Below are 18,660 nucleotides of genomic sequence, written 5' to 3'. Positions count from 1 at the left end.
AAAATTGGTTGGTTGCGGCCAACCAAAGGAGCTCTTTAAAAAACGATTACTTGCTCGCGACCGTCTCTGGCTGCCAGCCGCCACCGAGGGCCTTGTAGATCGCAACGATGCCGCGATACAGGTCCACTTCGGCCTGGGCCTGGCTGTCTTCGGCATTCAGACGTTCACGCTGGGCGTCGAGCAATACGAGGAAATCGGTGGTGCCTTCGCGGTAGCGAATCTCGGCGAGGTCGGCAGCCTTGCGGCTCGATTCGCTCTGACGGATCAGCGAAATAAGACGTTGCTGACGTTTGCCGTAATCGCTGAAGGCGTTTTCCGACTCTTCCAGGGCCAGTAGCACTTGCTGCTCGTAGGTGGCCAGCGCGCCTTCGGCATCGGCATCGGCGCCGCGCAGGCGGGCCCGCACGCTGCCAAGGTCAAACGCCGCCCAGGTGATGCTCGGACCCAGTGCCCAGGCGTTGGCCGCCGAAGAACCGATCTGCGAACCACGCCCGGCTGTCCAGCCGAGGAAACCGCTGAGGCTGACCCGAGGGAACAGGTCGGCCTTGGCCACACCGATACGCGCAGTGGCCGAAGCCAGTTTGCGTTCGGCGCTGAGGATGTCCGGGCGACGTTGCAGCAGTTCGCCCGGATCACCGATCGGCAAGGCCTTGGCAATCGCCGGCAGGTCTTTCGGACTCAGGTCGACGGTCAGTTTGTCCGGACGCTCACCCAACAGGGTGGCGATGCGGTTTTTCTGCCGTACCTGTTCTGCCTGCAGTTGCGGCACGCTGGCCTCGACTGACGCCAGCCGTGCATCGGCCCGTTCCACATCGAGCTGATCGCCAACGCCGGCGTCACGCAGGCTGATGGTGATCTTGCGCGACTCCTGCTGGTTGTTCAGGTTGGCCAGGGCGATCTTTTCCCGCAGCTGGGCACCGCGCAGTTGACCATAAGCATCCACCAGTTCGGCAATCATGGTGACTTGCAGTTGGTACAGATCGGCTTCGGCCGCCTGCTGGTCGGCGTCGCTGGCCTCCAGATTGCGCTGGATGCGTCCGAACAGGTCCAGCTCCCAAGCCATGTCCAGCCCCAGATCATAGCGTTCGCTGTTGACCCGTTTGGTGGTCTGGCCCGGGATCTGACCTTTGGCCAGATCGCTGCTGGCGCGGCTGGTGATGGTCGGCATCGCATCGTTGCTGACGTCGTCGCGGATCGCCCGGGCAGCTTTCCAGCGGGCGAACGCCACGCGCAGTTCACGGTTGCCTTGCAGCGATTGAGTCACCAACTGGTTGAGGGTCGGATCGTCGAACTGCTGCCACCAGATGCCTTCGAATTTCGAACGGTCGAAGTTCTTCTGGCCGGCAGCGCCGTCGGTGGCGGACGTGATGTTCGCCGCCTCCGTCGTCGGGGTCTTGTAGTCAGGGCCGACGGCGCAGGCACTCAGGGCCAGCACCAGCAGGCTCGGCAGGAAGACTTTCAGACTCATTGGTGCGCCTCCAGTGGCTTTTGAAGATTTTGCGCCTTGGCCGCTTTGCGAGCTTCACTGCGCTCCACGAAGTTACGGATCAGCACATAGAACACAGGGGTCAGCAGCAGACCGAAGAAGGTCACACCCAGCATCCCGGAGAACACCGCCACACCCATGGCATGACGCATCTCGGCACCGGCACCGCTGGAGAACACCAGTGGCACCACACCCATGATGAACGCGAACGAGGTCATCAGGATTGGCCGCAGACGCAGACGGCAGGCTTCCAGTACAGCGGCCAGCGGATCAAGACCTTCCTGCTGTTTGTCCTTGGCGAACTCGACGATCAGAATCGCGTTCTTACAGGCCAGGCCCACCAGTACGATCAAACCGATCTGGGTGAAGATGTTGTTGTCGCCGCCAGAGATGATCACACCGGTGATGGCCGACAGCAGGGTCATCGGTACGATCAGGATCACCGCCAGTGGCAGGCTCCAGCTTTCGTATTGAGCCGCGAGCACCAGGAACGCCAGCAATACGCAGAGCGGGAACACGAACAGCGCGGTGTTGCCGGACAGAATCTGCTGGTAGGTCAGGTCGGTCCACTCGTAGGTCATGCCGTTCGGAAGTTCATCCTTGAGCAGTTTCTCGATGGCTTTTTCGGCCTGTCCGGAGCTGTAGCCCGGGGCTGCCGCACCATTGATTTCAGCGGTGATGAAGCCGTTGTAGTGCATCACGCGATCCGGGCCCGACGTGTCGCTGACCTTGATGAAGGTCGCCAGCGGGATCATTTCGCCTTTGTTGTTGCGTACTTTCAGCTGGCCGATCTGGTCAGATTCGAGGCGGAACTGCTGTTCAGCCTGAACGTTGACCTGATAGGTACGACCGAAGCGGTTGAAGTCGTTGGCATACAGCGAACCCAGGTAGATCTGCAGGGTGTCGAAGATGTCGCTGACGGCCACGCCATGGGTCTTGGCTTTTTCCCGGTCGATGGCGGCATCGACTTGCGGCACGTTCACGGTGTAGCTGGTGAACAGGTTGGCCAGTTCCGGAACGTTATGGCTCTTGGCAATAATGTTCATGGTCTCTTTGTACAGCTCTTCGTAGCCCAGGTTGCCCCGGTCTTCGATTTGCAGTCGGAAACCACCAATGGTGCCCAGACCTTGTACCGGCGGCGGTGGAAAAATCGCCATGTAGGCTTCCTGAATCCCGGCGTACTGGCCGTTCAAGGCACCGGCAATCGCACCGGCGGACATGCTCGGGTCTTTACGCTCTTCGAACGGTTTCAGGGTCACGAACACGATGCCGGCGTTCGGGCTGTTGGTGAAGCCGTTGATCGACAGGCCCGGGAACGCTACGGCGCTTTCCACGCCCGGCTGTTTCAATGCCAGGTCGGACATGCGCTTGATCACGTCTTCGGTACGATCCAGGCTTGCGGCGTCCGGAAGTTGCGCGAAGGCCACCAGATATTGCTTGTCCTGGCCAGGTACGAAACCGGTCGGTGTGCTGGAAAAACCGAAGAAGGTCAGCACCATCAGGCCTGCGTACAGGAAGAGGGCGATGCCGCTGCCACGGATGACCCGGCGCACGGTGCCGACGTAGCCATGACTGGCACGGTCGAAGAACCGGTTGAACGGACGGAACAGCCAGCCACCGAAGATCTTGTCCAGCACTCGCGAGAAACGGTCTTTCGGTGCGTCATGACTTTTCAGCAAAACAGCGGCCAGCGCTGGCGACAGGGTCAGCGAGTTGAAAGCCGAGATTACGGTCGAGATAGCAATGGTCAGTGCGAACTGCTTGTAGAACTGACCGGTGAGACCCGAGATGAATGCCGCCGGTACGAACACCGCACACAGCACCAGCGCCGTGGCAATGATCGGGCCCGTAACTTCACCCATGGCCTTTTTGGTCGCATCGAAGGGGTTGAGCCCCAGTTCAATGTTCCGCTCGACGTTCTCCACCACCACGATGGCGTCGTCCACCACGATACCGATCGCCAGTACCAGGCCGAACAGCGACAGGGCGTTGAGCGAGAAGCCGAACAGGTGCATCACCGCAAACGTACCGATCAACGATACCGGCACCGCCACCAACGGAATGATCGACGCGCGCCAGGTCTGCAGGAACAGGATCACCACCAGAACCACGAGAATCAGTGCTTCGAAGAGGGTGTGAACCACCGCCTCGATGGAGCCGCGCACGAAGATCGTCGGGTCATAGACGATGCTGTAGTCCATGCCTTGCGGGAAGCTTTTCTTCAGTTCTTCCATCTTGCCGCGAACTTCGTTCGAGATTTCGATGGCGTTGGAACCAGGACGCTGGAAGATCGGGATTGCCACGGCCGGCTGGTTGTTCAGCAACGAACGCAGGGCGTATTGACTGGAACCCAGCTCGACGCGGGCAATGTCCTTCAGACGAGTGATTTCACCGTTGTCGCCTGCGCGAATGATGATGTTCTCGAATTCTTCCTCGGAGACCAGACGGCCCTGAGTGTTGACCGACAGCTGGAAGCTCTGGGCATTCGGGGCAGGAGGCGCGCCCAGTTGACCAGCGGCCACCTGACGGTTCTGCTCACGAATCGCGGTCACCACATCAGTGGCGGTCAGATTGCGCGAAGCGGTCTTGTTCGGGTCCAGCCATACACGCAGCGAGTAGTCGCCCATACCGAACAGCTGCACGTCACCCACGCCACCGAGGCGAGCGAGCTCGTCCTTGATGTTGAGGATTGCGTAGTTGGACAGGTACAGCATGTCGTAGCGTTTGTCTGGCGAGGTCAAGTGCACAACCATGGTCAGGTCGGGCGAAGCCTTGTCGACGGTGATACCGATGCGCGTCACTTCTTCTGGAAGCTTCGGCTCGGTCCGGGTCACGCGGTTCTGAACTTGCACCTGTGCGTTGTCCAGGTCGGTGCCCAGAGCGAAGGTGATGGTCAGGGTGATCTTGCCGTCAGCGGTGGATTGCGAGGACATGTACAGCATGTTCTCGACGCCGGTGATGGCCTGCTCCAGCGGAGCCGCCACGGTTTCACCGATGACTTTCGGGTTGGCGCCCGGGAAGTTGGCACGCACGACCACGGTCGGTGGCACGACTTCCGGGTATTCACTGATCGGCAACTGGAACAGCGAAATCGCACCGGCGATCAGAATCAACAGCGACAGTACCGCTGCGAAGATCGGCCGTGAAATGAAGAATTGGGAAAAATTCATCGAAGTTGTCGTCCCTTAACCGCGTGGGGTCGCAGCAGCCAGTTTCACAACCGAACCCGGCGCGCCTTTGGCAGGTGCGACTTTAGGCAGGTTGCTGGCTTCCAGCGCTTGTCGTTGTTGAGCGAGAGCGGCAATGGTTTGCTCGCTGGCCATGGGAATCACTTCAGGCGAAACCGGGGAGCCCGGGCGAACCCGTTGCAGACCCTTGACGACGATCGTGTCGTCCTTGTTCAGGCCGCTGCGCACGATACGCAGGCCTTCGATCTTCGGACCGAGTTCGACGGCGCGGTAGGCAGTCTTGTTGTCGCCATCCATCACCAGCACGAACTTCTTGCCGAGGTCGGTACCGACCGCTTCGTCGTTGATCAGCATGGCGTTGTAGGTGCCGCTGCCGACCAGTTTCAAGCGTGCATACAGACCCGGGGTGTAGCTGCCGTCGCTGTTGTCGAACACCGCGCGACCACGGATGGTGCCGGTCTTCGGGTTGACCTGGTTATCGATAAAGTTCATCTGGCCCAGATGCGGGTTGCCGTCTTCATTGGACAGGCCCATGTACACCGGAGTGGTGGCGCCGCGCTGACCTTGACGGGCGAGTTGGGTGTATTTGAGGAACACACGCTCGTCGGCGTCGAAGTAGGCGTAGACCTTGTCGGTGGACACCACACTGGTCAGCGGAGTGGTGTCGGCGGTCACCAGGTTGCCGGCAGTGATCTCGGCACGGCTGACGCGACCGCTGATCGGGGCGGTGACGCGGGTGAAACTCAGGTTCAGTTTGGCCAGATCCAGCTGCGCTTGCAGGGCACCGACTGCAGCGCGTGCTTCTTGTGCAGCGCTGGTGCGCGAGTCGGCCAGTTCGGCGGAGATCGCGTTGCTGGCACGCAGTCGTTCGCCACGACCAGCTTCGTTTTCACTACGGGTGGCGTTGGCGCGGGCCTGGGCAACCAGCGCTTCGAGGCGGCGGACCTCGGCCTGGAACGGACGCGGGTCGATCTGGAACAGCAGGTCGCCTTTCTTGACCAGCGCACCTTCGGTAAAGGCGACTTCGTCGATCTGGCCGGAGACCCGCGGACGGATTTCAACGGTTTCCGGCGCTTCGAGGCGCCCGGTGAATTCGTCCCACTCGTTGACCGGTTGTTCCAGCACCTTGGCCACGCTGACTTTGGCAGCAGGCATGGTGGCGGCGGTTTCCGGTGTCTTGCCGCAGGCGCTCATCACCAGCACGGCCAACATAGCCAACGGAAAGCGCAAATGTTTGAGTGATTGTTCCATGGATGCATCCGCCAATGTATTGAAGATGGGCGGATGATGCTCGGCGGGTAGGAAGCAAACGAATCGAATGACACGAAGGTAACTATCATTCGGAATGATATAAGCCCGAGCGAAGCCCTCTAGCATGCACCTTTCGTTAGGTGGCTATCAATTTGGCTGATGACAATTCTGTGTTGCGCGATCTGCAACTGTCGCGATTGAACCTGCGCGGTGAGGATTACGCGACGATTAAATGTCCGGCAGAAGTGACCAGGCCCTGGCGCCCCTCACGCTCAACGCTCAGCCAGCGCTGATGTATGCGTACTGCGCAGATAGCGCGCGGGTGGGCTGCCCAAGGTTTTGCGAAACATGCTGATGAAGGAACTGACGGATTCGTAGCCCAACGCTTCAGCCGTCCTTTGTACGGATTTCCCCTCGGCCAGGCTTTGCAGCGCGACGATGATCTGCCATTGCTTGCGCCACTGGCCAAAAGTGAGCCCGGTTTCGGCTTTTATAAGTCGGGCCAGCGAGCGTTCGCTCATCGCCACCTGTTGTGCCCAATTGGCCATGGTGGCGCGGTGGGCGGGGTTCTGGGCCAAGGCCCGAGCGATCGTGCGTAGCGGTTTGGAGGCGGGCAGTGGCAGATAAAGCTGTTCGGTCGGCGCCTGTTCAAGCTCTTCCAGCAGCACACCGGCCAGCCGTGAGGTGCGCGACTCAGCAGGGTAATCCTGCGCCTGATCGCTCAGGTGCAGGATCAACTGCAGAATCAGCGGCGACAGCGCCAGGGTGCAGCAGTGATGAGGCATTGATGCGGCGCCGGGTTCGATGAACAGGAAACACACCTGACCATTGGCAGTAACGCGGTTGCTGTGCGCAATGCCACCGGGGATCCAGACGCCGAAACCTGACGGGACCATCCACACACCATCTTCTCCCGTACAGACAATGCCGCCGCGATACGCCACGACCAACTGGCCTTTGCGGTGCTTGTGTTCGGCGGACTCACTGTCGTTGCGCTGGGGTGCGAGCATCAACGCGACGGCAGGTTGCGCGAGGTTGTCGTATTCGAATTGATCGACTTGCAAGGGCTGAGCTTCGGCCATGGAGGGGCGCCGCTTGTCTGGATTTGATTATATTTTGGCAGTCTACTCAATATCGGCAAGCGTGGTGATTCCTTAGCATTTTCAACACGCCCGACACGGCCGGGCGAACGCTGAAAATCTGGATTCGGGTGCTTGTCATGCTTAATGAAGTCTCAATTGCCAACCTCTACTTTCCTCCTTTGTTCATATACCTCGGCACGACATTTCTGGCCTACAGAGTCATTGAACGTGTAACCCGTCATTGGCTGGACAGCGCGTGGCACCCCGCGCTCGCACGTTTCTTCGTCTCGCTCATCGTTCTCTCGGCGCTGGTCGTCCATTACTGAGCGAGGGTCACCATGTCTATCGTCAAAATTCTCAAACCTGCCGTTACTCTCGTACTGGGTTCATTAGCGCTGATGTTCTGCCTGCAACTCTGGCGCGCCTATGTACTGGCGCCCTGGACGCGGGACGGTCGCGTGAGTGCGCAGGTTGTGCGGATTGCACCGGAGGTGTCCGGGCAAATCAATCAATTGGCGGTCAGCGAAAACCAATGGGTGGCCAAGGGCGATTTGCTGTATCGCATCGATGCGCGCTCTTATCGACTGGCACTGCAGCAGCGCATGGCGGAGTTGACTGAATCACGCAGTGTGTTCGACCAGCGCAACGCTCAATTCAAGCGTCGTACACAACTGGCCGGAGCCATCGCCCGGGAAGAGGTCGACAACGCCGCGCGTGAACTGGCGGTGGCCCAATCGCGGCTGGACGCGGCACGCAGCCATCTTGCCCAGGCGCAACTCGACCTTGAGCGCACCACGATCCGTTCGCCGGTCGATGGCTACGTCACGCAACTGCGACTGCACCCAGGCGATTACGCAGATGCTGGGCATACCAACCTGTTTGTGGTCGACGGTTACAGTTTCTGGATCACCGGTTATTTCGAAGAGACCAAGTTACCGGGTGTGCGTATCGGCGCGCCGGTGTCAATCAAACTGATGGGTTTCGCGCCGTTGCTCCAAGGCCACGTCGCGAGTATGGGCAGGGGAATTGCGGACACCAATGAGGTGCGCAACGACAGCGGTTTGCCCGAGGTGAGCCCGACCTTCAGCTGGATTCGCCTGGCCCAGCGTGTGCCGGTGCGGATTGAGCTGGACAACGTACCGGAGGGCGTGGAGTTGGCAGCGGGCATGACCGCCAGCGTCGAAGTCACGCAGCCCGACGCGGTGAAGCGCTGGCGCCTCATCCATTGGTTGCAGGCATTCATGTGATGACCCGTCTGTTAATACGGCTGTTTGCGGCAATCCCTCGGCCCTGGGCGGCTGGCACTTTCGCCTACGTATCGCGCAGCGTCCTGGCGGCAGGATTGGCGCTGTGGCTCGGCTTTCAGCTGCATCTGGACTCGCCGTTCTCGGGCGCCTCCACGGTGTTGTTGCTGGTGCAGCCGGTACAAGGCGCGGTTCGCGGCAAGGGCTTCTACCGGATGCTGGGGACTTTGGCAGGTTTGTTCGCAGCTTGCGTCCTGACCGGGCTGTTCGCCCAACAGATGTTGCTGTTCTTGCTCGGCATCGGCCTGTGGCTGGGCTTGTGTGTGGCGGCGATGACCGTGTTGCGTCATTACCAGGCCACCGCTGCCGTCGTGGCCGGATATACCGTTTGCCTCGCATTGGGTCCCGCCATCGTCGCGCCACAAAAGGCTTTTGAGCACATCGTGACCCGTGGCACAGCGGTGGCAATCGGCGTGCTTTGCCTGAGTCTGGTGGTCACGCTGTTCAGCTCGAGGACCATGGAGTACAAAATCAGACGCACGCTCGCCGAAGTATGTGCCCGCAGTGCCAGGCTGCTTGCGATGCACCTCTCGGGCGAACAGCGCGCCGAGCGGTTTACACAGGCTCATCAGCTCGCTATCGATATCGGCAAAGTGGACGATTTGTTGGGGCTGGGACGCGGTGAGTCAGCGCTGCTTCGCGCGCGGCAATCGGCGATTCAGGCAGGGCTGGCGCATTTACACGCCGTGGTGCTCGATATGCACTACGACCGTTGCGGCATGGAAACCGAGCCGCCGTTGCTCGCCCAAACAAGTGCGGCGCTGCTCGCGCTGAGTAACCGGATAAGCGACGACTATCACGCCTGTGCCCAGACCGTGAGGCAACTGCGTGTTCAGGTGGAGGCTTGCGCGGGGGCAACCCCCGGCGTACGACCATTCTGCGAACAATTGACCGACCTGAGCGAAGCCTTGCAACACTTTTCCAGCCTCGATCACCCTCGCCGGCAACCGGTAAGGGTCGTGCGTTTCCACCGCAACTACGCCGATGCCGCACGCAACGGCTGCAGGGCACTGCTCGCCTTACTGGCCGCCGGCGCCATCTGGTATCTCAGCGGTTGGGGTCAGGGCCCCACGCTGCTAGCTGTCGTTGGGCCCTGCTGCACACTGCTGGCGACCGCTCCCGCGCCGGAACAAGGCATGGCCGGTTTTATCCGGGGTACATTTTATGCCGTGGTCGCCGCTGCGCTGTGCAAGTTTCTGCTGTTGCCGCAGATCAACGATTTCCCCCTGTTGCTGCTGATGCTGGCGGCATTCTGGTCGTTCGGGATTCATGCGACGAGTCAGCCTCGCCACGCGCTGCAAGGGGTTGCTTACCTGATCGGCTTCAACACCTTGGTGAGTACTGGCGGTACGGCGGTCTATGATTTCGCTGATTTTGCCAATCAGTCGCTCGCCTGGTTCGTGGCCATGGCCGTCTGCCTGTTGGCGTTCCAGATGATGCCGAGAGACAGAGCACGGGATGTTCAAGCACTGAAGCGCTCTATTCAAAGGGGCATCCGGTCACTGCTGCGTCGTGCAGACACTATCAATCACCCGCAATGGCAATCGAAACAGCAGCATCGAATCGTTACATTGAAGAATCTGCTTGGCACCGATATCAAGCTTGATGACCGAGCTGGATGGCTGTCGCTGCAATTGAGTAAGCAATTGAACCGAATTCAACAGTGCACGGACGAAATGGACCCTGATTCTGCCGTCGCCCAATGTGCGCGAGCCAGCATTCGGCGAATGGCTCGATGTTCGGGTGAGCCGGGGATCACTGCAGTACAGGCACGGCGCACAGCAAAAGCGATGAGCCGGCTCGGTGCGGAACATCTGGCGATTGTTTACAAAGAACTCGCCTGGCTGCTGGAGCAATACGCAATCATCGCGAGTCCCGTTACACGCAAGAAGCAACCAGCGAACCTTCGCTCTAACATGACTTGATATTCATACTTCGACGTTTGGCCAATCCCGGACCCTGTGTTTATGAGAGATCTGCCCCCGACCGCAACCTTGCGTGCTTTCGAAGTGTCTACCCGGCACCCGACTTTCACCGCCGCCGCGCAGGAATTGCATGTGACCCAAAGCGCGGTCAGCCATCAGCTCCGGCATTTGGAGGAACTTTGGGGCCTGCAGCTGTTTGAACGCGGCAAGTCGTTACGGCTTACGCCTGCGGGCGCTACCTTGGCGCCGATTGTGCGCGAGTTCTTCATGAGCCTTGAGGCGACGCTGGCTGATTTGCGGGAGCAAAAGGGCAGGGTCCGGCTCAGCGTCAGCACAACCTATTCCTTCGCGCTGAAATGGCTGCTGCCACGCTTGCCGAACCTGGCCCGCCAGCACCCGGAACTGTTGGTGTCGCTGGACACCACGGACGAGGTGATCCATTTCGCCAGCAGCGAAGCCGATGTCGCGATTCGCTTGGGCAAGGGCAATTATCCTGGTCTGTATTCGCAGTTTTTGTTCGGTGAGCAGGTTTTCCCGGTGGCCAGTCCCGAACTGCTGCAGCGTGTCGGAATGCCGGGCAGTCCTGCCGACTTGTTGCAGTTGCCGCTGCTGGCTCGTGACGGCGCTGAGCTCGCGCCGAAATGGGAAGTGTGGTTCCAGTCCGTCGGGCTGGCGTTTTCGCCACTGCGGGAAAGCGTCAGGTTTGGCGACACCAATATGACGGTGGAGGCGGCTTTGCTCGGCCAGGGTATTGCTCTGGTGCGCAGTGGGCATGTCGAGAACGAAATCGGCGATGGCCGTCTGGTGCGGCTGTTCGATGTGCCGTTTCAGTCGCCGCTCGCTTATTACTTCGTTTGTCCCAAGGGCGTTGAGACGCAGCCGCACATTGAGTGTTTTCGCGAATGGTTACTCGGTGAGGCGCTGATAGTGCAGGGCGGGCAAGTTTCAAGACATGAATAATCACTCATGGTGCAATGAGGAGTCTTCTCTGTAATCCTGCCGTTCGGGCTGCCTAAAATGGCCAATGCCTACTCATCTCGTCCTCCTTGTCCTGTTCGCCGCGCTGCTGCACGCCGGCTGGAATGCACTGTTGCGCGGCGGTGTCGATCGGCTCTGGTCGATGACGGTGATGTGCGTTGCAATTGCCACGGTTTGCGCAGTTGCCGCGATGTTCATGGCAGCGCCTGCACCTCAGAGCTGGGGATACGCGCTGCTGTCGGCCTTGCTGCATGTCGGCTACAACCTGTTTCTGGTGCGCAGTTACCGGGTCGGCGATCTGGGACAGATTTATCCGATTTCGCGCGGCTCATCACCTGCGTTGATTACGCTCGGCGCCGTGTTGTTTGCCGGCGAAACCATCACCCCCGGCCAGTTGCTCGGCATTGCGCTGGTGTCAGGCGGAATCATTTCGCTGGCCTTCCGGGGACGCAGCCTGTCGGTGCCAAGCCTGCCTTATGCACTGGGAACCGGTTGCTTTATCGCGGCTTATAGCGTGATCGACGGCATTGGCGCGCGGCTTTCCGGTGCGCCGCTTGCCTACACGGTGTGGATGAGTGCCTTGTGGGGCGTGCTGATGCCGGCGGTCTACATCGGTCTGCGCGATGCCCGCAGCCTGTTTTCGATCCGGCCCGGAATGTTCGCTGCGGCAATGGGTGGGCTGGTCTCTCTGCTTGCTTATGCAATCGTAATTTACGCGATGAACGAAGCCCCGCTGGGCGCGGTGTCAGCCTTGCGTGAAACCAGCGTGCTGTTCGCGGCGTTGCTTGGGTACCTGTTCCTCGGTGAAACACTTACCGTCCGCCGGATGCTGGCCTGTGTGGTGATCGCCAGCGGCGCGATCATCATCGGCTGACTCGGCTTCATCTGCCAAGGAGTAATTTCATGGTTAACGTCTCGCAGACTCCGCTGATTCTGATCACAGGTGGCAGTCGGGGAGTGGGCGCCGCCACCGCCCGACTCGCCGCTGAACAAGGCTACGACGTCGCGATAAGTTACGTTGCCAATGACGCCGCCGCGCTGAAGGTTGCGGCAGATGTCGAAGCGATGGGACGCAAGGCGTTGGCGATGCGCGCCGACAGTGCCGACCCCGAGCAGGTCGCAGGGCTTTTCACAGCAATCGACCACACGTTCGGGCGCATCGATGTCCTGGTCAATAACGCTGGCGTGCTGGCGCAACAGTCACGCCTTGAGGACCTTGGCTTCGAGCGCATGCAGCGCATCTTTGCGGTCAATGCTCTCGGGCCGATACTGTGCGCCCAGCAGGCTGTGAAACGCATGTCCCGGCGGCATGGCGGTGCGGGCGGCGTGGTGATCAATGTCTCGTCGGCTTCGGCGCGCTTGGGCAGTCCGAATGAATATGTCGACTACGCGGCCTCGAAAGGCGCGCTGGAAACATTCACCATCGGGTTCGCCAAAGAGGTGGCCCGCGAGGGTATTCGCGTCAACTGTATCCGCCCGGGTCACATCTATACCGACATGCACGCCAGTGGCGGCGAGCCGGGACGGGTTGATCGGGTCAAGGACTCGATCCCGATGGGCCGGGGCGGCCAGCCGGAGGAAGTGGCGCGGGCCATCTTGTGGTTGGCCAGCGCGCAGGCCTCGTTTGTTACCGGTACATTCCTGGACGTAACGGGCGGTAAATGAGTCGGGCGGGCTGTAATAGCGAGGTGCGCCTGAAGTGATCAGATGAACAAACGCCCGGCGAAATCTAGAGACTGTCAGGGTCGCCGAAGAACATCTGAATCCGCGACCGCAACCACCTTTCCCCCGGATCGTTATCCTGCGACCCACGCCAAGCCATGTGCAGTTCAAACGTACGAGTAGGCAACGGTGGATCTTCCGCGCGCAGACCGCCAGCCGCTGTCAGTGCTTCCGCCGTGTAATCGGGAACGGTCGCTACGATGTCGGTGCCCGCCAGCAGCGTACCGAGTCCATTGAACTGCGGCACCGCCAGTACCACATGCCGTTTACGCTCGAGTTTTTCCAGCTCTTCATCGACGAAACCACTGAGGTCGCCGGCAAACGACACCAGCGCATGCGGACGGGCGCAGTAATCGTCCAGGCTCAGTGGTCCCGGCACAGTATCGGCGCGCAGTAGTTTGGGTGCGCTGCGGCGCAAGACCTTGCGTTTGGCGTTGGCCGGCAGGTCGGTGGTGTAGCTGACGCCGATGGAGATTTCACCGGAGGCAAGCAGGCCGGGCATCAGGATGTAGTTGACGCGGCGCACCACCAGCACGATGCCGGGCGCCTCGGCGCGCAGGCGCTTGAGCAGCATCGGCAGCAGCGCGAACTCGACGTCATCAGACAGGCCGATGCGAAATACAGAGGTGCTGGTGGCCGGGTCGAACTCTGCCGCTCGGCTGACTGCGGTTGAAATGGAGTCGAGGGCCGGAGAGAGCAGGGCGAAGATTTCCACCGCGCGGGCGGAAGGCTCCATGCTGCGTCCGGTGCGCACGAACAAAGGGTCGTCGAACAGGCCGCGCAGGCGAGAAAGTGCCGCGCTGATCGCCGGCTGGCCGAGAAACAGCTTTTCCGCCGCACGGGTCACGCTGCGCTCATGCATCAGCGTTTCGAACACGATCAACAGGTTGAGGTCGACACGACGCAGGTCATTACGATTCATCTGGAGTCCTGGCAGAGTCATCAAGCTTGACGAGAGCGACCATATGAGAACAATGGCCGGCATGAATCTTACGGGGAAAGGCTGGTAGTCTGCACCGGGTAATTCAGCTTTACTGAGAAGCTGGCAGCAGTTTTTTCATGGATTTTCTCAATGCTGACCATGCTGCGGAATCAATGACAGGCATGTCGACTATTAATAGCCACTGATAGTCTTGGCTGGAAAGCCCAGATAGAGTTCAGGGCATTAGAGGTTACTTTGACGAGGTTTGCGATGTCCCGCACGATCCGTTTTCACAAGTTTGGTCCAGCCGAGGTGCTCAAATGCGAAGAGCATGCGGCTGCTCAGCCAGGTCCTGGCGAAGTGCAGGTGCGTGTCGAGGCGATCGGCATCAGCTGGTATGACACGCTGTGGCGCCAGAATCTGGCGTCGTCCCAGGCGCGTCTGCCTTCGGGCCTCGGTCATGAAATGGCCGGCGTAGTCACAGCCATCGGCGATGGCGTCGAAGATCTGGCCGTGGGCGACAAGGTGGCCAGTTTCCCGGCCGAAAGCCCCAATGATTACCCGGTCTACGGCGAACTGATCGTTCTGCCGCGCACCGCGCTGACCCGTTATCCGGACGTGCTCAGCCCGATTGAGGCCAGCGTGCATTACACGCCGCTGTTGATCGCCTATTTCGGTTACGTTGATCTGGCACGGGTCAAACCCGGGCAGTTCGCCCTGGTGACTGACGCCAGCCACTGCGCCGGGCCGTCCTTCGTACAGTTGGGCAAGGCGCTGGGTGTGCGGGTGATTGCTGCCACCAAAACGGCGGAAGAGCGTGAGTACCTGCTGTCTCTCGGTGCCGAGAAAGTAATCGTCACCGAAGAAGAAGACCTGTTGATGCGAATCAACAAGATCACCGACAACCGTGGCGTCGACGTTGTGTTCGATGGTCTCGGCGGACCGCAGATGTCGCTGCTTGGCGATGTGCTGGCTCCCCGTGGCAGCCTGGTGCTTTACGGCCTGCAGGGCGGCAACCAGACGCCGTTCCCGGCCTGTGCCGCGTTTCAGAAGAACATTCAGTTCTTCGTGCATTGCATCGGCAACTTCACCGGCAAGCCGGAGCTCGGCATCATTCAGGACCATGTCGCCTTGCAGCGCGCCTTGCGTGATATCAACCAGCTCACTGCCGACCGTGTGCTGCTGCCGCTCAAGACTCGTGTGTTCCCGTTCAACGAGTTTGTCGAAGCACATCGCTACATGGACGAGTGCCCATGCCGCGAGCGGGTTGCCCTGCAAATCGAACCTGCCTGATCTTCCCTGTCAGAGTCCGTGGCCCCACGGACTCTTGTGCGTTTTATCCTTCAGACATCGAGAAACCCTGGGCCAGAAGCCTGGGGATGTTCAGCAACTGAACTGGTTTTTACTCTCGATCTGTATCTTCTAATTGCCCTCCAGACGCTGATAATTGAATGACTACTTTCATCTCAAGGAATGAGCTATGTCTGTGCATTCTGTTTGTGTCGTACAGCATCAATCGGCTGTTTATCATTGCGCCTCAAACTTTTGTTTAAAGTTTGTAGGGGTGCAATGTAATCCCTTCTTTTTTTCTTGTGCTAATTATATGCAGGGAGTTGTAAGAAGTTTCCTAGGAAAACTTTATCCCGGAAGGCGCCCAGTAGTGACGGGGCTTTCGGCGGTGTCGGCCGTGATTCCTAAATGTCGCTGGCTCAACTGTTTCAAATAACTACAAAAGCTTAAGTGTTAGCATTTCAGCGACTATTAATTAATGAAGAATGATTGTGCGTCCGCCATTCGTGGCCGTGCGATATAAAACCTTTGAGACCGGGTGAAGTACTGATGAGCGCGATCCATGATCAGGCAATGAATTATGTCTACCAGCAAGTATTGCAGCGACTGCTGAGTTTCTTTTCCCGTGCCGAGCGCACGGCATTGCAGCTGTTGATCCAGCGCCTGGCAGTTGCTGCCGGGGGCATGGATCGCATCGGTGAATTCAAGATATTTGCCATCCAGTCCGGCACACGCGACTGCTGCTACAGCCTGGCCCTTTTGCGTGCAGCCCAGTTGAGCATCGCCGGGCGCGCGCCTGCCACGTTTCAGTTGCGTGTTGCCACCTTGCGTTGCAATGGCGTACCGGCTTCGGCATTGCACAACATGCACCGCAGCTTCAGTGCGCTGTTCCTGTATGACGATCCACGCGTAGAACTTTTGATGGTGGATCATCGCGAGATCCTGCCATTCAACCATCTGGCGCCTGTCTGCGACGAGGGGCGCGAAGCCGGCAGGCTCAACCTGCTGATGGTAGGACATCGCCGCGACCGGGATGAGCCGTTGACGCTTTGGGATGACCTGTACCTGACCACCGCCGAGTTCTACGGTCAGGTCGCCCGCTGGAGCAACGGTGTCGACGCCTTGATCAACAGCGACAACGCGCGTCGTCAGGAGCAGTTTCTCGATGGCCTCGACCGGGCCGTGCGCAAGGTCGGCATGGGCGGGTTGTCGCGCAAGGGCGGCGGGTTCGATGAACTGTTCAGTTTGCTCGACAGCCTCGGCAGCGATTGTTATCGCGAGCTCTATGCCCAGGAGGATCGGGTACCGTGGCGACCGCTCGGTGAGTTCGAAGCCTGCCGTCGTACCAGCTATATCGGCATCGACGACATGGTGGTCGGCAAAATGGAGGAACGCTGGCCCTTGCTCAGCGATTTCCTCGGCTTTCAGGCCGACGATCTGATGCTTGAGGCGCGAACCGGCGAGTGTGCCGATCCCCTGGTCGGCGCCTACCTGCAAGGTTTGCAGGCCAGCTATACCGAAGGACGCACCTATGGGGCCGGGGTCTCGGAGTATCAGCAGCAATGTCTGGCAACGATGCGCCGCAGGAACACACCTGAGCAGGTTTGCGAACGCTTTAAATCGGCGTTCGGCAATCTGTTCGATCTCGCGGAGCACCAATCGCTGGCCGCGGCTTCCCTGCAAAAGAATTTCGGCCTCAATGAACAGCAACTGGTTTGCCTGCTGTTCGCACCTTTCATCAACGCTGGCGCCGGCCTCGAGCGATTCCTGCGCACCTGTCATCCGGGCATGCTGGTTGCCATGCCGGATCTGCACCGTGCCATGCAAGGCTTGCACGCTCCGGAGCAGGTCTTGCAATGGATGACCGATGTCAGCGGCCTGCCACTGCGACTGATCTGCCGGTTGTACGCAATGGAAGCGATCCAGATGGACGGACATGTTCCCAAAGCGCAGGAGTTACTCGAGCACGAGGCCACTCTGGACGACCGTTCGGCGGAAGGTTGAGTGGGGTTTTGTTGTCCGGCCACGGGGACAAGTCTGCGGACGTACGCTCATGAGTGAGCCAAGAGAATCCGACTTTGCCTATCAGGCGGTCTATCGTTACCTGACACAGCTGATCAGCGAACCGGGCAATCAGGAAGCCATTCGACTGCCGTCGCTACGGCAACTGGCGGAACGGCTGAATGTGTCGATTTCGACCATTCAATACGCCTATGCGTTGCTGGAAAAAGAAGGCCGGGTCTATTCCGTGGCCAAATCCGGATATTTCGCGCGGCCGACATCGACAGTCATGCCACCCGGGTGCGGCAGTGATTTGCTGGAAACGGTTTACGTGAATGCCAGACGCTTCGGCATGCAAGTATTGAGTGCCGATGAGCCCGCGTCGATCCAACCCCTGGATCGTCCCTTGCTGATGCTTGAACGCGAGTTGTTGCGCCAGTATCCCCGGCACTTGCAGACGCTGGCCCAGCCTTGCGGCGAACTGGAACTGCGCACGTTGCTGGCTGCCCGCTACACCACATCGGCCGCCCATTGCTGGCACGCCGAAGACGTCTATATCGGTGCCGATCTGCGAGGGGTGCTGGAAATCCTGATCGCCGCCCTTGAGCTGCGCCACGCAACCGTGGTGATCGAGTCGCCGTGTGACTGGATGATTCTGCGTCTGTTCCAGTCCGCCGAGGTTCGGGTGATCGAGCTGCCGCTACAGCCAGATGGCGCATTCGACCCGCAGAAACTGCAGAGGCTACTCGCAAACGAGCGGGTGCGACTGATCCTGCTGTCCTCCAGATTGAATATGCCCCATGGCAGCCGCATTCCTCTGTCCAGCCGTCAGGCGATTGCGCGGTTGCTTGTGAAGCATGGCACCTGGCTGCTGGAAAATGATTGTCACGGCGAGTTGCTGGACGACGCCGAAGAAACGCCGCTGCGCGAGCTGGTGGATCCCGACCGCCTGTTGGTGTTTTCCATGTTCGAAAACGTCATCGGGGTCGAAGCGCCCTATGGTTTTGTACTGGCGCGACAATGGCGTACGGACCTTCAGCGTCACTTCCTGCTGCGTTCGTTCCGCCTGTCACCGATCCGCCAGAAGGCCATCGCCCGACTCTACGCGAGTGGGCGAGTGGACCAGCATTTGCCGATGCTCAAGTGCTTGCTCAGAGAGCGTCGAACGCAATGGATCGATTTGATACGTGAACGTCTGGGCGACTTTCTGCAGGTTGTGGAACCCGCTGGCGGCGCAACGATCTGGCTGCGCTCTGCACGCCCGATCGCGATGGATGCAGTGTTTCATCGGTTACTCAAACAGCACGTGCTGATTGCACCGGGGGAGTTGTTCAGCCTACAGGGCCTGCACACGCAACACATGCGTTTGAGCGTGACAGGCAGCGCCGAGCACGAGTTGTTAAGACTTGTCGGACTGCTCGGGGATGCGTTGCGACTGGCTCCGCGGACAGATGCGCGTAAACACCCGGCCTGTGTGCAATAGACCCCATCGCGCTTCGGCCAAACTGCCA

At 59.7% G+C, this 18,660-nt stretch carries 14 protein-coding genes; 9 read left to right on the top strand and 5 right to left on the bottom strand.

What is annotated here, in order from left to right:
- Window positions 1-46: 46 nt before the first annotated feature.
- The 4 genes from CAF73_RS14050 to CAF73_RS14035 all read right to left on the bottom strand — a co-directional run bounded on the left by CAF73_RS14050 (window position 47) and on the right by CAF73_RS14035 (window position 7,007).
- Window positions 47-1,468, bottom strand: a complete 1,422-nt coding sequence (locus CAF73_RS14050; RefSeq protein WP_085703015.1) for an efflux transporter outer membrane subunit — start codon at window positions 1,466-1,468, stop codon at window positions 47-49.
- On the bottom strand, window positions 1,465-4,656 hold the full coding sequence (locus CAF73_RS14045; protein ID WP_085696220.1) for an efflux RND transporter permease subunit: 3,192 nt from the start codon (window positions 4,654-4,656) through the stop codon (window positions 1,465-1,467). Before CAF73_RS14045 ends, CAF73_RS14050 begins: the two co-directional genes overlap by 4 nt.
- Window positions 4,657-4,671: 15 nt before the next feature.
- Window positions 4,672-5,925, bottom strand: a complete 1,254-nt coding sequence (gene mexE, locus CAF73_RS14040; protein WP_085703014.1) for a multidrug efflux RND transporter periplasmic adaptor subunit MexE — start codon at window positions 5,923-5,925, stop codon at window positions 4,672-4,674.
- A 272-nt stretch (window positions 5,926-6,197) separates the two neighbouring features.
- Window positions 6,198-7,007: a helix-turn-helix domain-containing protein gene (locus CAF73_RS14035; protein WP_085703013.1), complete on the bottom strand. Its 810-nt coding sequence runs from the start codon at window positions 7,005-7,007 to the stop codon at window positions 6,198-6,200.
- 137 nt (window positions 7,008-7,144) lie between these two features.
- On the opposite strand from CAF73_RS14035, the gene CAF73_RS14030 reads away from it, so the two are divergent.
- From CAF73_RS14030 to CAF73_RS14005, 6 genes are all read left to right on the top strand, one after another.
- Window positions 7,145-7,333, top strand: a complete 189-nt coding sequence (locus CAF73_RS14030; protein WP_085703012.1) for a DUF1656 domain-containing protein — start codon at window positions 7,145-7,147, stop codon at window positions 7,331-7,333.
- 12 nt (window positions 7,334-7,345) lie between these two features.
- Entirely contained in the window at window positions 7,346-8,254 is a 909-nt protein-coding gene (locus CAF73_RS14025) for an HlyD family secretion protein (RefSeq protein WP_085703011.1), read from the top strand.
- On the top strand, window positions 8,254-10,236 hold the full coding sequence (locus tag CAF73_RS14020; protein ID WP_085703010.1) for an FUSC family protein: 1,983 nt from the start codon (window positions 8,254-8,256) through the stop codon (window positions 10,234-10,236). Before CAF73_RS14025 ends, CAF73_RS14020 begins: the two co-directional genes overlap by 1 nt.
- A 42-nt stretch (window positions 10,237-10,278) precedes the next feature.
- Window positions 10,279-11,196 (top strand): transcriptional regulator GcvA, encoded by a 918-nt coding sequence (gene gcvA / locus CAF73_RS14015; RefSeq protein WP_085696216.1) that lies wholly within the window; start codon window positions 10,279-10,281, stop codon window positions 11,194-11,196.
- Window positions 11,197-11,260: 64 nt separating this feature from the next.
- Window positions 11,261-12,088, top strand: a complete 828-nt coding sequence (locus tag CAF73_RS14010; RefSeq protein ID WP_085696215.1) for an EamA family transporter — start codon at window positions 11,261-11,263, stop codon at window positions 12,086-12,088.
- Between the two features lie 29 nt (window positions 12,089-12,117).
- Window positions 12,118-12,879 carry an SDR family oxidoreductase gene (locus CAF73_RS14005; RefSeq protein ID WP_085703009.1) on the top strand — a complete coding sequence of 254 codons (762 nt, stop codon included), beginning with the start codon at window positions 12,118-12,120 and terminating at the stop codon, window positions 12,877-12,879.
- Between the two features lie 64 nt (window positions 12,880-12,943).
- On the opposite strand, the gene CAF73_RS14000 is transcribed toward CAF73_RS14005, so the two are convergent.
- On the bottom strand, window positions 12,944-13,858 hold the full coding sequence (locus CAF73_RS14000; protein WP_074690647.1) for a LysR family transcriptional regulator: 915 nt from the start codon (window positions 13,856-13,858) through the stop codon (window positions 12,944-12,946).
- A gap of 270 nt (window positions 13,859-14,128) precedes the next feature.
- Here CAF73_RS14000 and CAF73_RS13995 point away from each other — a divergent pair, with 270 nt between their 5' ends.
- The 3 genes from CAF73_RS13995 (at window position 14,129) to CAF73_RS13985 (ending at window position 18,632) form a co-directional block, all read left to right on the top strand.
- Complete coding sequence (locus CAF73_RS13995) at window positions 14,129-15,151, top strand: zinc-dependent alcohol dehydrogenase family protein (protein ID WP_011334080.1); 1,023 nt, start codon at window positions 14,129-14,131, stop codon at window positions 15,149-15,151.
- 546 nt (window positions 15,152-15,697) lie between these two features.
- Window positions 15,698-17,152 (top strand): hypothetical protein, encoded by a 1,455-nt coding sequence (locus CAF73_RS13990; protein WP_085703008.1) that lies wholly within the window; start codon window positions 15,698-15,700, stop codon window positions 17,150-17,152.
- 49 nt (window positions 17,153-17,201) lie between these two features.
- Window positions 17,202-18,632 (top strand): PLP-dependent aminotransferase family protein, encoded by a 1,431-nt coding sequence (locus tag CAF73_RS13985; protein WP_085703007.1) that lies wholly within the window; start codon window positions 17,202-17,204, stop codon window positions 18,630-18,632.
- The last annotated feature ends 28 nt before the right edge of the window (window positions 18,633-18,660 follow it).

Origin of the sequence: Pseudomonas sp. B15(2017) (assembly GCF_002113215.1) — a bacterium.
GTDB lineage: Bacteria > Pseudomonadota > Gammaproteobacteria > Pseudomonadales > Pseudomonadaceae > Aquipseudomonas.
The sequence above is the reverse complement of the archived record's forward strand: the minus strand, read 5'-3'. Positions and strand labels throughout refer to the sequence as shown.

Coding starts and splice junctions, on each gene's coding strand:
- CAF73_RS14000 (WP_074690647.1), bottom strand. CDS start 13,858: ATGAATCGTAATGACCTGCGTCGTGTCGACCTCAACCTGTTGATCGTG.
- CAF73_RS14035 (WP_085703013.1), bottom strand. CDS start 7,007: ATGGCCGAAGCTCAGCCCTTGCAAGTCGATCAATTCGAATACGACAAC.
- CAF73_RS14030 (WP_085703012.1), top strand. CDS start 7,145: ATGCTTAATGAAGTCTCAATTGCCAACCTCTACTTTCCTCCTTTGTTC.
- CAF73_RS14045 (WP_085696220.1), bottom strand. CDS start 4,656: ATGAATTTTTCCCAATTCTTCATTTCACGGCCGATCTTCGCAGCGGTA.
- CAF73_RS14005 (WP_085703009.1), top strand. CDS start 12,118: ATGGTTAACGTCTCGCAGACTCCGCTGATTCTGATCACAGGTGGCAGT.
- gcvA (WP_085696216.1), top strand. CDS start 10,279: ATGAGAGATCTGCCCCCGACCGCAACCTTGCGTGCTTTCGAAGTGTCT.
- CAF73_RS14010 (WP_085696215.1), top strand. CDS start 11,261: ATGCCTACTCATCTCGTCCTCCTTGTCCTGTTCGCCGCGCTGCTGCAC.
- CAF73_RS14020 (WP_085703010.1), top strand. CDS start 8,254: ATGACCCGTCTGTTAATACGGCTGTTTGCGGCAATCCCTCGGCCCTGG.
- CAF73_RS13985 (WP_085703007.1), top strand. CDS start 17,202: ATGAGTGAGCCAAGAGAATCCGACTTTGCCTATCAGGCGGTCTATCGT.
- CAF73_RS13995 (WP_011334080.1), top strand. CDS start 14,129: ATGTCCCGCACGATCCGTTTTCACAAGTTTGGTCCAGCCGAGGTGCTC.
- CAF73_RS13990 (WP_085703008.1), top strand. CDS start 15,698: ATGAGCGCGATCCATGATCAGGCAATGAATTATGTCTACCAGCAAGTA.
- CAF73_RS14050 (WP_085703015.1), bottom strand. CDS start 1,468: ATGAGTCTGAAAGTCTTCCTGCCGAGCCTGCTGGTGCTGGCCCTGAGT.
- mexE (WP_085703014.1), bottom strand. CDS start 5,925: ATGGAACAATCACTCAAACATTTGCGCTTTCCGTTGGCTATGTTGGCC.
- CAF73_RS14025 (WP_085703011.1), top strand. CDS start 7,346: ATGTCTATCGTCAAAATTCTCAAACCTGCCGTTACTCTCGTACTGGGT.